Here is a 12270-nt window from a genome sequence, read left to right on the forward strand (position 1 = left end):
TCCCGTGTAGGCAAGGTGGCGTCTCGATGGCTCCTCGTCGGAATGCCGGCCCGGACGGCCTGACCTTCACCGAGCGCGCCCGGCGGGAGCAGATCGTCGAGTGCGCGATCGACCTGATCTCCACCCGGGGCTACCCGGCGACGTCGCTGGCGGCGATCGCCGAGGAGGCGGGCATCTCCAAGGCCTCGGTCCTGTACCACTTCACCTCGAAGGACAACCTGGACCGGGCGACGCTGGCCCATGTGATGGAGCGCTTCTCCGCCCACGTGACGGAGCGGGTGGAGCGGGAGTCCGACCCGGTGGCCGCCGTCGTCGCCTACGTCCGCGCGATGATCTCCTACCAGCAGGCCAACCGCCGGCACGTCCGCGTGATCACCGAGATGCTGCTCGACGACGAGGGCGGCACGCGGCTGAAGACGCCGGGCTCGCACGACACCAACGACCGCTGGCAGGGGCTGGCCCGGCTGCTGGCCGCCGGCCAGGAGGCGGGGTGCTTCCGCGCGTTCGACACGCGGACCACGGCGCTGGCCGTCGGCGGCTCGATCGACAACGTGGTCTCCTACTGGCTGGTCCACCCCGAGTTCGACCTCGACGCCGCGGCCGACGAGCTGGTGACCTTCACCTTGAACGCGATCGAGCGCCGGGACTGATCCCCGTCCGGTCCGCGCGGCCGGTCACGGTCGCGCGAAGGCGGGTGCCCGCTCGGGTCGCACGCCGACCCCGCCGAGGTAGCCCGTCAGCGTGGTGAGCAGCGGTACGCGCCCCAGCAGGCGGAACGGCAGCGGCAGCCGCCCGTGGTCGAGGACGCCGTCGAGCGCCGGGCGCAACAGCGCCTCGTGCTCGCCCCGTTGCGCCTTCTGCACCAGGGCCGCCGGCATCAGCCGCCGCTTCTGCACCCGCGCGAGGTCCTCGTCCCGGACGGTGCCGCGCCGCAGCGGCCCCGCCAGGATGCGGGCGGCCGCCACCGCGTCCTGCACCGCGAGGTTGACGCCGACGCCCCCGGTGGGGGACATGGTGTGCGCCGCGTCCCCGATGCACAGCAGTCCCGGCCGGTACCACCGCGAGAGCCGGCCCATCGTGACCTCCAGCAGCTTCACGTCGTCCCAGGAGCGGATCGCGTCCGTCACCTCGGGCCCCCAGCCGAAGAGCCCGCCTATCCGCTCGCGGAACCACTCGATCCCGTTGGCGCGCAGCTCGGCGTCCGTGCCCTTCTTGATGAGGTAGGACGTCTGGTAGTACGCGCCGCGGTCCATCGTGACCGCGAACTGCCGGCCCTCGGCCCGCATGAAGACCCGGCCGTCCTTGCCGTCGTCCTTCTGCGCCGGGACGCGGACGTTCCACACGTCCATGGGCACGTCGAAGAGGTCCTGCCGCAGCCCGGCCGCCTCGCGGACGAGGGAGTCCCGGCCGTCGCAGGCGACCGTGAGGTCCGCCGCCAGTTCCCCGGGCCCGCCGTCCTCGTCCGTGTAGCGCACTCCCGCCACCCGGCCGTCCTCGAAGCGCAGGCCCGTGACGGCGGTGCGCATCCGCAGGGTGAAGGCCGGCTCCTCGCCCGCCGCGCTCGCGAGCAGGTCGAGGAAGTCCCACTGCGGAACCATGGCGATGTATTTGTGCGGGCCGGGGATGCGCCGAAGGTCGGAGAGGGTCAGGACGGTGTCGCCGACGTGCATCCGCACCTGGTCCAGCCGGCGCGCGGGCAGCCGCGCGAACCGTTCGCCGAGGCCGAGTTCGTCCAGCAGCCGCAGCGTGGACGGGTGCACGGTGTCGCCGCGGAAGTCGCGCAGGAAGTCCTTGTGCTTCTCCAGAACGGTCACTTCGACGCCGGCCCGGGCCAGCAGCAGTCCCAGCATCATGCCCGCGGGCCCACCCCCGACCACACAGCAGGTCGTGCGCTCCATGTCGTCCTCCCCGTCGCCCCGCATGGTTGATGACCGACCGGTCAATAGTCTGACCGACCGGTCAGTGAAGTCTACGTACGGCCGCCCGGGCATGGCAACGGCCCCTCCTGCCGGGCCTGGTCGGCCGGCCGGAGGGGCCGCTGGGGTGGGTGTGGTGCGGTAGGGGAGGGTTCGCCTAGATGTCCCGGAACGTCTCGATCTGGGCCCCGATGGAGTTGAGCCGTTCGGCCAGGTCCTCGTAACCACGGTTGATCACGTAGACGTTGCGCAGCACGGACGTGCCCTCCGCCGCCATCATGGCCAGCAGGACGACGACGGCGGGCCGCAGGGCCGGCGGGCACATCATCTCGGCCGAGCGCCAGCGCGTGGGGCCCTCGACCAGGACGCGGTGCGGGTCGAGCAGCTTGACGTCCGCGCCGAGACGGTTGAGGTCCGTGAGGTAGATGGCGCGGTTGTCGTAGACCCAGTCGTGAATGAGGGTCTGGCCCTGGGCGAACGCGGCGATGGCCGCGAAGAAGGGCACGTTGTCGATGTTGAGGCCCGGGAACGGCATCGGGTGGATCTTGTCGATCGGCGCGCACAGCTTGGACGGACGCACGGTCAGGTCCAGCAGCCGGGTCCGGCCGTTGTCGGCGCGGTACTCGGCGCTGCGCTCGTGGTCGAGGCCCATCTCCTCCAGGACGGCGAGCTCGATCTCCATGAACTCCACCGGCACCCGGCGGATCGTCAGCTCGGACTCGGTGACCACGGCCGCGGCGAGCAGGCTCATGGCCTCCACCGGGTCCTCCGAGGGCGCGTAGTCCACGTCGCGGTCGATGGTGGCCACGCCGTGCACGGTCAGCGTCGTGGTGCCGACGCCCTCGACGCGCACGCCCAGTTCCTCCAGGAAGAAGCACAGGTCCTGGACCATGTAGTTGGAGCTGGCGTTGCGGATGACGGTCACGCCGTCGTGGCGGGCCGCGGCGAGCAGGGCGTTCTCGGTCACGGTGTCGCCGCGTTCGGTCAGCACGATCGCCCGGGTGGGTGCGACCGAACGGTCGACCTGGGCGTGGTACGTGCCGTCGGTGGCGGTGATCTCCAGGCCGAAGTGCCGCAGGGCCGTCATGTGGGGCTGCACGGTGCGCGTGCCGAGGTCGCAGCCGCCGGCGTACGGGATCTTGAAGTGGTCCATGCGGTGCAGCAGCGGGCCGAGGAACATGATGACGCTGCGGGTCCGGCGGGCGGCCTCGGTGTCCATGGCGGCGAGGTCCAGCTCGGCCGGCGGCACGATCTCCAGGTCGTTGCCGTCGTTGATCCAGCGGTGCCGGACGCCGATGCTGGCGAGCACCTCCAGGATCCGGTAGACCTCCTCGATCCGCGCGACCCGTCGCAGCGTGGTGCGGCCCGCGTTGAGCAGGGTGGCGCACAGCAGGGCGACGCACGCGTTCTTGCTGGTCTTGACGTCGATGGAGCCGGAGAGCCGACGGCCGCCGACGACCCGCAGATGCATCGGCCCGGCGTACCCGAGAGAGACGATCTCGCTGTCGAGCGCCTCTCCGATACGGGCGATCATATCAAGGCTGATGTTCTGATTTCCCCGCTCGATGCGGTTGACCGCGCTCTGGCTGGTTCCCAGTGCGTCCGCGAGCTGGGTCTGGGTCCAGCCACGGTGCTGGCGTGCGTCACGGATGAGCTTGCCGATGCGGCCGAGGTAGGCGTCTGTCATGAGGCGGACGGTATCTCAGATATGAGATTTCTGCCGCCCGTGCCATGCCTTCCCGCTTGTTCTACTACTATGCGAACAACTCGGAGGTGTCATGAACGTATCCACGTCTTTTGTGAAGGACCTGCGCCGGCCTCTGGTGATAGCCCTGGCCTATCTGACCGGCTTTGCTGTGTTTGTCGCCGCTTTCCTTGCACATCATGACCGCCTGCCGGATCCGATGGCCACGCACTTCTCCGGCGGCGGTCACGCCGACGGCTATACGGCGCTGGACTCGTTCCCGTACGAGGCCCTCGCCCTGCTGCTCGCCCCCGCCGCGCTGTTCGTGGCCCTCGGCTACGCCATGAGAACCGCGCGGACGAGAGCCCTGACGGCCCTGGCCTGCGGACTCGCCGGGACCCTGGGATGCGTCAGTACGAGCGTCGTCCTCGTCAACGCCCACGCGTCCACCGCCGCGGAGGCCCGGCTTCCGCTGGGCCACCTGGGGCTCGCCCTGGCCGTCGGCGCCGCGGCGGCCGGCCTGGGCCTGCTGCTCGCGGGCCGTGACACCCCCTCGGCCGCCCCGGCCCCGGCCGGGGCCGGCGCCCCCCGTCTGGACCTCGGCGACGGGGAGAGCGCGACCTGGACGAGGGTCGCCGGATCGCGACCCCTGCGCGTCGTCGGCGCGGTGAGCGGCGTCCTGGGCGTGCTCCTGGCGGCCCTCGTGGGGTGGGGCGCGGGCCTCGGCCTGCTGGCGACGACGGTCCTGTTGCTGCCGATGTCCACCGTCCGCGTCACCGTCGACCGGCACGGCCTGACCGCCTGCCTCCCCTGGCTGCCCCGGCCCCGGCTGCGCATCCCGCTCGCCCGCGTCGCCTCCGCCCAGGCCCGGCACGTCGACCCCTGGAAGGACCTAGGCGGCTGGGGCTACCGCGTCGTACCCGGCCGCAGCGGGCTGGCCCTGCGCTCGGGCGAGGCGATCGTGGTCGCCCTGACCACCGGCAGCGAGTTCGTCGTCACCGTCGACGACGCCGCCACGGCCGCGGCCCTGCTCAACGCCCTCGCCGACCGCCACCGGGCCCACGGGGGCTCCAGATGCTGATCCGTCTCGACCACGCCTCCCCGGTCCCGCTCGGCGACCAGATCGCCGCCGCCGTCCGCGGCGCCATCGCCGACGCCTCCGTCCGCACCGGCGAACGCCTCCCGGCCGCCCGCGCCCTGGCCGATTCCCTGGGCGTCAACGTCCACACCGTCCTGCGGGGCTACCAGCGCCTGCGCGAGGAGGGCCTCATCGAACTGCGCCGCGGCCGCGGCGCGGTGGTGAGCGCCGACACCACGTCCCCGGGCCGCGCCCGCCTCGTCGAGGGCGTCCGCGACCTGGTCGCGGACGCGCGGGCGCTGGGCCTGACGGACGACGAGGTGCTGGCGATGGTGCGGGTGGGACTGGGGGGCGGGTGACGGTCAGAAGCCGGAGGTGTCGAGTTCCAGCTCGAAGGGGTCGGGGAGGCGGACGGGTGCGCCGAAGGGGCGAGGGCCGTCCGACTTCGTGTAACCGAGTTCGCCCGGCTCGCTGAAGAGCGTGCAGGAACGCTGCTCACGGTCGACGAGGAGATAGAGCGGTGCACCGTACTCGGCGTAGCGGCGGCGCTTGACGATCCGGTCGGTGTCCCCGTTGGAGCCGGAGGTGACCTCGACGATGAGCAGGGTCTGGTCGGGGACGAGGGCTCCGGCATCCTTGGCCAGGCTCGCTGGGACGACGGCCAGATCGGGAATGAACCAGTTGGGAGTTCCTGGAAGGTCCAGGTCGCCGGAGCCCGAGATGCAGTCCAGTTCCACCACCCTGCGTTCGATCTGGCGGCGGACGGAATTGGCCGCGGACTCGTGATCCCAGCTCGGCGACATCATGGAGATAACCCCCTCGACGATCTGCACACGGTCTCCCTCGATGTGCCTGATCGCGTACTTCAGCGCGGATTCGGGGTCGTCCGCCGCGTACGTGTGGGGCTGTGTACTCATTGGTCCTCCCGGGACGTCGCTACGGCAGCTTGACGACTGTCCATGATTTACAGCAACCGCCGCCACTCGCCCGCCCGTTCGGCCCAACGTCCACTCGTACAGGTGAACCAACCCGCTACGCCCTCTCCCCGCCCCCGTCCCTCGTGACCGCCAGCAAAGCCATGTCGTCCGTGATGCGCCCGCCCGTGTGGTGGGCCACCTCGGTGAGGAGGGCGTCGAGCAGGGTGTCCGGGTCCGGGAAGGTGCGGCCGGACAGTCCGGCCACGGGGTCGTAGAAGACGCCGGCGCGGTCGCGCGCCTCTGTGAGGCCGTCGGTGTACAGCAGCAGGGTCGCCCCCGGCGGGAGCGGCACCGTGTCGGTCCGGTCCTCGTCGGCGCCCAGATCCGCCAGCGCCAGGGGGAGGGCGGGGACCGAGGGCTCCACCGCCCGCACCGCGCCGTCGTGCAGCAGCAGCGGCGCCGGGTGGCCGCGGTTGACCAGCCGCAGCTCGTCGCCGGACGGCGGGATCTCGGCCAGCACCGCGGTGACGAACCCCTCGGTCCGCTCCAGCCCGGCCCGCTGCTCCGCCTCCCTGCGCACGGCCCGGTCCAGCCTGGCCGCGGTCCCGGCGAGCGTGGGCTCCTCCTCGGCGGCCTCCCGGAAGGCGCCCAGCGCCACATCCACCGCCTTGACCGCCTCCATGCCCTTGCCGCGTACGTCGCCGACGACGCACCGCATCCCGTACGGGGTGTCCTGGACGCTGTACAGGTCACCGCCGATCTGCGCCTCCTTCACGGCCGACTGGTAGCGCACCGCGATCCGCAGGGACCCGATCGAGGCCGGCGGCTCGGGCAGTACGGCGCGCTGCACGGCGAGGGCGATCCGGCGCGCGGACTGCAACTGCACGTCGCTGTAGTAGATGAGGCGGTTGAGGACCACGGCGAAGGCGGAGACGGTCGCGACCGTCGCCAGCTCGCTCTGCCCGCCCGAGTCCCCGATGAACCCGAAGTGGGTGAGCAGCGCCAGGTCGGCGGCGCAGGCGCCGACGCCCGCCAGGATCGTCGCGCGCAGCGACAGCAGCGCGGCGGCCGTCATCGGCGCGGCCGTGTAGAACGCCTCGGCGCTGAAGTGAGGCGGGGTGTTGTAGTCGAGGAGGGCGCCTCCGACGAGCAGCAGGACCGGCAGCAGCCCCAGACGGCGCAGGCACCCCCACCTGGCGGCGGTGCGTCCCGCGCTCGGTGCCCTCACGTACCCGCTCCCACTCTCGCGTGCCGCGCTGTGCGCTTGTACAGGCGCTGTACACGCTCAAGCTTGCTCGGGCAGGATCGCGGCTGCCAGTCAGGGGAGCGGGGGGTGGCAGCACCCCTTATGTCGGTGGATATCGGTATCCGTCCACACCGGACGGCCCATCCGGGCATGACCGCCGGACAGCGATGTATTAGAGTTATCTCGACATCGAGATATCTGCCGAGAGGCGTACCGCTGTCGCGCCAGTAAGGCGTACCTAACTTAGGCACACCTTAGCGGATCCGCGCGGTGTCGGGGCGGCAGGATTGCCGCGTACGCGAATTCATGCATGAAGGAGACTGTCGTGTCGGCGAACAGCTTCGACGCCCGCAGCACGCTGCAGGTGGGCGACGAGTCGTACGAGATCTTCAAGCTGGACAAGGTCGAGGGCTCCGCCCGCCTGCCCTACAGCCTGAAGGTGCTGCTGGAGAACCTGCTCCGCACGGAGGACGGCGCGAACATCACCGCCGACCACATCCGCGCGCTGGGCAACTGGGACTCGCAGGCCCAGCCCAGCCAGGAGATCCAGTTCACGCCGGCCCGCGTGATCATGCAGGACTTCACCGGCGTCCCCTGCGTCGTCGACCTCGCCACCATGCGTGAGGCCGTCAAGGAGCTCGGCGGCGACCCGGCGAAGGTCAACCCGCTCTCCCCGGCCGAGCTGGTCATCGACCACTCCGTCATCGCCGACAAGTTCGGCACGAAGGAAGCCTTCGGCCAGAACGTCGAGCTGGAGTACGGCCGCAACAAGGAGCGCTACCAGTTCCTGCGCTGGGGCCAGACCGCCTTCGACGACTTCAAGGTCGTCCCCCCGGGCACCGGCATCGTCCACCAGGTGAACATCGAGCACCTGGCCCGCACGGTCATGGTCCGGGGCGGCCAGGCCTACCCCGACACCCTGGTCGGCACCGACTCGCACACCACGATGGTCAACGGCCTCGGTGTGCTGGGCTGGGGCGTCGGCGGCATCGAGGCCGAGGCCGCGATGCTCGGCCAGCCGGTCTCCATGCTCATCCCGCGCGTCGTCGGCTTCAAGCTGACCGGCGAGCTGCCCACCGGCACCACCGCCACCGACCTCGTCCTCACGATCACCGAGATGCTGCGCAAGCACGGCGTCGTCGGCAAGTTCGTCGAGTTCTACGGTGAGGGCGTGGCGGCGACGAGCCTCGCCAACCGCGCCACCATCGGCAACATGTCGCCCGAGTTCGGCTCCACCGCCGCGATCTTCCCGATCGACGGCGAGACCCTGAACTACCTCAAGCTCACCGGCCGTTCCGAGCAGCAGGTCGCGCTCGTCGAGGCGTACGCCAAGGAGCAGGGCCTCTGGCTCGACCCGGCCGCCGAGCCCGACTTCTCCGAGAAGCTCGAGCTCGACCTCTCCACGGTCGTCCCCTCCATCGCCGGCCCGAAGCGCCCGCAGGACCGCATCGTCCTGGCGAACGCCGCCGCGCAGTTCGCGCAGGACGTCCGCAACTACGTCGACGACGTCGACGAGGCGGGCAAGGAGTCCTTCCCGGCCTCCGACGCCCCGGCCATCTCCACCGGCGCCCCGTCGAAGCCGGTCACCGTGACCGCCCCCGACGGCTCGACCTACGAGATCGACCACGGCGCCGTCACCGTCGCCGCGATCACCTCCTGCACCAACACCTCGAACCCCTACGTCATGGTCGCCGCGGCGCTCGTGGCCAAGAAGGCGGTCGAGAAGGGCCTGACCCGCAAGCCGTGGGTCAAGACCACCCTCGCCCCGGGCTCCAAGGTCGTCACCGACTACTTCGACAAGGCGGGCCTGACCCCCTACCTCGACAAGGTCGGCTTCAACCTCGTCGGCTACGGCTGCACCACCTGCATCGGCAACTCCGGCCCGCTGCCGGAGGAGGTCTCCAAGGCGGTCAACGACCACGACCTCGCGGTCACGTCCGTCCTGTCGGGCAACCGCAACTTCGAGGGCCGCATCAACCCCGACGTCAAGATGAACTACCTGGCGTCCCCGCCGCTGGTCGTCGCCTACGCCCTCGCCGGCTCCATGAAGGTGGACATCACCAAGGACGCCCTGGGCGTCGACACCGACGGCAACCCGGTCTACCTCAAGGACATCTGGCCGTCCGAGGCCGAGGTCAACGACGTCGTGGCCAACGCCATCGGCGAGGACATGTTCAACAAGTCCTACCAGGACGTCTTCGCGGGCGACGCGCAGTGGCAGGCCCTGCCGATCCCCACCGGCAACACCTTCGAGTGGGACGCCGAGTCCACCTACGTCCGCAAGCCCCCGTACTTCGAGGGCATGACGATGGAGACCACCCCGGTCACCGACATCGCCGGTGCCCGCGTCCTGGCCAAGCTGGGCGACTCGGTCACCACCGACCACATCTCCCCGGCCGGTGCGATCAAGGCCGACACCCCGGCCGGCCAGTACCTCACCGAGCACGGCGTCGAGCGCCGCGACTTCAACAGCTACGGCTCCCGCCGCGGCAACCACGAGGTCATGATCCGCGGTACGTTCGCCAACATCCGCCTGCGCAACCAGATCGCGCCGGGCACCGAGGGCGGCTTCACCCGCGACTTCACGAAGGAGGACGCCCCCGTCTCCTTCATCTACGACGCCTCGCGCAACTACATCGAGCAGGGCATCCCGCTGGTCGTCCTGGCCGGCAAGGAGTACGGCTCCGGCTCGTCCCGCGACTGGGCCGCCAAGGGCACCGCGCTGCTCGGCGTCAAGGCCGTCATCGCCGAGTCCTACGAGCGCATCCACCGCTCGAACCTCATCGGCATGGGCGTCCTGCCGCTCCAGTTCCCCGAGGGCGCCTCGGCGGAGTCCCTGGGCCTGACCGGTGAGGAGTCCTTCACCTTCACCGGCGTGACCGAGCTCAACGAGGGCCGCACGCCCCGCACGGTCAAGGTCACCACCGACACCGGTGTCGAGTTCGACGCGGTCGTCCGCATCGACACCCCCGGCGAGGCGGACTACTACCGCAACGGCGGCATCATGCAGTACGTGCTGCGGAGCCTGATCCGCAAGTAAGCGGTTCCGGCACGCCAGTCGTAAGGGCCGCACCCCGTTTCGTACGGGGTGCGGCCCTTCGCGTCGTTACCGGGCGCGCGTTCACCCCGCCACTCTTCCGGGGCAACCCCCAACACGACTGGGTGATGGGGAGATTGAGGAGGTGTCGGGTAATCCTGTGCTGGTTAGGCTCCCGTCGGGACGAACGCGACGGCGTCGGCCCAGAGGGAGGGGTTGGGCGATGGGATCCGCGGTGACCTTCGGGGAACTCGGCCGGCTGAGGGGCGAGGAGCTTCCCCCGCGGATCGCGCTTTCGAGCGTGCTGCTACCGGCGGGCACCGACCAGCCGGTGTATCCGACGCTGGTGAGAACGGAACACGGCACGACCGTGGCCTACGCCTGCCAGTACCGGCAGAACCCGGGCAGTCCCGGCCTCCTCGTCGCGCTGGGGCTGGCCCCCAGCGCGCCCGGATACACCACCACGTGTGTCCCCGCGGCCATCTCCAGCCCGTGAACCACTGATTCACCGAGCACGTCCAAGGACTCGTCCCCGGCGGAAACAGGGCCGCCCGGGACGACTCGCCCCGGCCTGCCCGCGTGGCGGACCGGGTGCGGAAAACCAGGAACCAGAGAAGGGGAATGGAATGGACAACGCCATCAGCTTCGAGGAGCTCGACAACGTCGCGGGCGAGGTGCTGCCCGAGCGGACCGTCATGGGCATCGTGGCCACCCCGCTCAGCTATGCCGGCCCCGGCGACCCCGTCGGCGGCTCCGGTGCTGGCGCCGGCAGCTCCAGCAGCAGCGCCGCGACGGGCGGCGGCGTGGGGGGCGTGTTCGCGCCCCCGGCCGACCACCACGGCACCACGATGCTGGCGGCCTGCCAGGCCGTGGACCGGCAGGGCACCCCGGGTCTGCTCGGCTCGCTGGGCCTGCCGTCCACGAACCCGACCACCAGCATGACCTGCATGCCCACGGCCATCTCCAGCCACTGATCGCCTAGCGGCCCGTCGTGCGTGTCCGGGGAAGGACCGGGAGCCGTCCGGTCCTTCCCCGTCCCATGCCGGCCGTCCACCCCGACACCCTCACGGAGAGCCCCTTGTCACTGCCTTCCGTCCCGCGCACCGGCGAAGCACACGGGACCGACGGGCCCACCGTGGTGGCGGGCACGGAACTGGTCGGCGAGTTCGAGGACTCCGGCTACCGCGAGCCACCCCACCTGGTCTGCCGCCCCGACGGCCAGATCGTCCGCCTCCCCACCCTCCTCTACGCGGCGCTACGGGCCCTGGCGGCGACACCGCCCGGCGGCGGACCGCCGGTCATGGCACGGGTGGCCGAGGACCTCACCCGCGAGACGGGCCGCACCTTCACGGCCGACCACGTCGCCTTCCTCCTCGACAAGAAACTCGCCCCCCTCGGCCTGACGACCCACAGCGACGGCTCACCACCCCCGCCGACGAAGAAGACCGACCCGTTCCTCGCCTTCCGGTTCCGCCTGGCGGTCGTTCCGGAACACGTGACGTGGTTCCTGTCGGGGCTCTTCGCCTGGCTGTTCCGCCCGGTCGCGGTGGTCGCCATGCTCGGCACGTTCGTGGCCTGCGAGACGTGGCTGTGGACGACGCAGAACACCGGCGCCGCACTCCAGTCGGTGCTCTCGTCGCCCGCGAACGTCCTGCTCGTCATCCTCCTGGCCGTCGTCTCCTGCGCGTTCCACGAACTGGGCCACGGCGCGGCCTGCCGCTACGGAGGCGTACGACCCGGCGCGATGGGCTGCGGCATCTACCTGGTGTGGCCCGCGTTCTACACCGACATCACCAACTCGTACCGGCTCGGCCGCGCGGGACGCATCCGCGCCGACCTGGGCGGCGTCTACTTCAACGCGCTGTTCGTGATCGCGGCGGGGGCGCTGTACGTGGCGACGGGGTGGCAGCTGTTGCTGGTGGCGATCCTCTCCGTCCACCTCGAAATGATCCAACAGCTGCTGCCCACGCTGCGGTTCGACGGCTACTACATCGTGGCCGACCTGGTCGGCATCCCCGACCTCTTCAAATACATCGCCCCGATCCTCAAGCGCTTCGTCCTCCGCCGCCCGCAGGACGAGCAACTGCGGACGCTCAAGCGGTGGCCGCAGATCGTGGTGGCGGTGTGGGTCATGTTCCTGGTGCCCGTACTGTCCTTGCAGCTGGGCATGGTGCTCGTCAACCTGCCTGAGCTTGTCCAGGCGGACTGGCAGCGCATCACCGCGCTGCTGGCCAACGCGGGGGCCTCCGGCAACCCGACGCTCGGTGTGATTGCGGCCGTGTTCCAGAGCCTGTTGCTCGTCCTGCCCGTGGCGGGACTGGCCCTCATGCTCGCGCAGCCTGCGCGCTTCCTCGTGCGGGCAGCGGTCAGGCGGCTGCGTCGCGCTTGAGGG

General features: G+C 70.7%; 11 protein-coding genes. 7 read left to right on the forward strand and 4 right to left on the reverse strand.

The features are described 5' to 3' along the window. Window positions 1–26 precede the first annotated feature (26 nt). Window positions 27–650 carry a TetR/AcrR family transcriptional regulator gene (locus tag CYQ11_RS24405; RefSeq protein ID WP_099202479.1) on the forward strand — a complete coding sequence of 208 codons (624 nt, stop codon included), beginning with the start codon at window positions 27–29 and terminating at the stop codon, window positions 648–650. A 24-nt stretch (window positions 651–674) separates the two neighbouring features. Here the strand turns inward: CYQ11_RS24405 and CYQ11_RS24410 are convergent, their stop codons facing one another. Then, window positions 675–1898, reverse strand: coding sequence for an FAD-dependent oxidoreductase (locus tag CYQ11_RS24410; RefSeq protein WP_099202862.1), 1224 nt, complete (start codon window positions 1896–1898; stop codon window positions 675–677). Between the two features lie 175 nt (window positions 1899–2073). Beyond that, window positions 2074–3603: a helix-turn-helix domain-containing protein gene (locus CYQ11_RS24415; RefSeq protein WP_099202480.1), complete on the reverse strand. Its 1530-nt coding sequence runs from the start codon at window positions 3601–3603 to the stop codon at window positions 2074–2076. A gap of 91 nt (window positions 3604–3694) precedes the next feature. Between CYQ11_RS24415 and CYQ11_RS24420 the strand changes: the two genes are divergently transcribed. Beyond that, window positions 3695–4681, forward strand: coding sequence for a DUF1648 domain-containing protein (locus CYQ11_RS24420; RefSeq protein WP_146104735.1), 987 nt, complete (start codon window positions 3695–3697; stop codon window positions 4679–4681). Then, window positions 4675–5037 carry a GntR family transcriptional regulator gene (locus CYQ11_RS24425; RefSeq protein WP_099202482.1) on the forward strand — a complete coding sequence of 121 codons (363 nt, stop codon included), beginning with the start codon at window positions 4675–4677 and terminating at the stop codon, window positions 5035–5037. Before CYQ11_RS24420 ends, CYQ11_RS24425 begins: the two co-directional genes overlap by 7 nt. Window positions 5038–5040: 3 nt before the next feature. Here CYQ11_RS24425 and CYQ11_RS24430 read toward each other — a convergent pair whose 3' ends face one another. Beyond that, window positions 5041–5595, reverse strand: a complete 555-nt coding sequence (locus tag CYQ11_RS24430) for a Uma2 family endonuclease (RefSeq protein WP_099202483.1) — start codon at window positions 5593–5595, stop codon at window positions 5041–5043. Window positions 5596–5710: 115 nt separating this feature from the next. Beyond that, entirely contained in the window at window positions 5711–6823 is a 1113-nt protein-coding gene (locus CYQ11_RS24435) for a PP2C family protein-serine/threonine phosphatase (protein ID WP_099202484.1), read from the reverse strand. 343 nt (window positions 6824–7166) lie between these two features. Between CYQ11_RS24435 and acnA the strand changes: the two genes are divergently transcribed. The 4 genes from acnA (at window position 7167) to CYQ11_RS24455 (ending at window position 12267) form a co-directional block, all read left to right on the forward strand. After that, window positions 7167–9881: an aconitate hydratase AcnA gene (gene acnA / locus CYQ11_RS24440; protein WP_099202485.1), complete on the forward strand. Its 2715-nt coding sequence runs from the start codon at window positions 7167–7169 to the stop codon at window positions 9879–9881. Between the two features lie 220 nt (window positions 9882–10101). After that, the gene (locus tag CYQ11_RS24445; RefSeq protein ID WP_099202486.1) at window positions 10102–10374 is read left to right on the forward strand and encodes a hypothetical protein; all 273 of its coding nucleotides are present in this window, start codon (window positions 10102–10104) and stop codon (window positions 10372–10374) included. A 130-nt stretch (window positions 10375–10504) separates the two neighbouring features. After that, complete coding sequence (locus tag CYQ11_RS24450; RefSeq protein ID WP_099202487.1) at window positions 10505–10852, forward strand: hypothetical protein; 348 nt, start codon at window positions 10505–10507, stop codon at window positions 10850–10852. A 104-nt stretch (window positions 10853–10956) separates the two neighbouring features. Beyond that, on the forward strand, window positions 10957–12267 hold the full coding sequence (locus tag CYQ11_RS24455; protein ID WP_205041825.1) for a hypothetical protein: 1311 nt from the start codon (window positions 10957–10959) through the stop codon (window positions 12265–12267). Window positions 12268–12270 lie beyond the last annotated feature (3 nt).

Origin of the sequence: Streptomyces cinnamoneus, from assembly GCF_002939475.1 — a bacterium.
In the GTDB taxonomy this organism is placed as follows: domain Bacteria; phylum Actinomycetota; class Actinomycetes; order Streptomycetales; family Streptomycetaceae; genus Streptomyces; species Streptomyces cinnamoneus_A.

What these genes read in the sequence shown, in the direction of transcription:
- CYQ11_RS24405 (WP_099202479.1), top strand. Translation starts at nt 27, where the DNA reads ATGGCTCCTCGTCGGAATGCCGGCCCGGACGGCCTGACCTTCACCGAG.
- CYQ11_RS24410 (WP_099202862.1), bottom strand. Translation starts at nt 1,898, where the DNA reads ATGGAGCGCACGACCTGCTGTGTGGTCGGGGGTGGGCCCGCGGGCATG.
- CYQ11_RS24415 (WP_099202480.1), bottom strand. Translation starts at nt 3,603, where the DNA reads ATGACAGACGCCTACCTCGGCCGCATCGGCAAGCTCATCCGTGACGCA.
- CYQ11_RS24420 (WP_146104735.1), top strand. Translation starts at nt 3,695, where the DNA reads ATGAACGTATCCACGTCTTTTGTGAAGGACCTGCGCCGGCCTCTGGTG.
- CYQ11_RS24425 (WP_099202482.1), top strand. Translation starts at nt 4,675, where the DNA reads ATGCTGATCCGTCTCGACCACGCCTCCCCGGTCCCGCTCGGCGACCAG.
- CYQ11_RS24430 (WP_099202483.1), bottom strand. Translation starts at nt 5,595, where the DNA reads ATGAGTACACAGCCCCACACGTACGCGGCGGACGACCCCGAATCCGCG.
- CYQ11_RS24445 (WP_099202486.1), top strand. Translation starts at nt 10,102, where the DNA reads ATGGGATCCGCGGTGACCTTCGGGGAACTCGGCCGGCTGAGGGGCGAG.
- CYQ11_RS24450 (WP_099202487.1), top strand. Translation starts at nt 10,505, where the DNA reads ATGGACAACGCCATCAGCTTCGAGGAGCTCGACAACGTCGCGGGCGAG.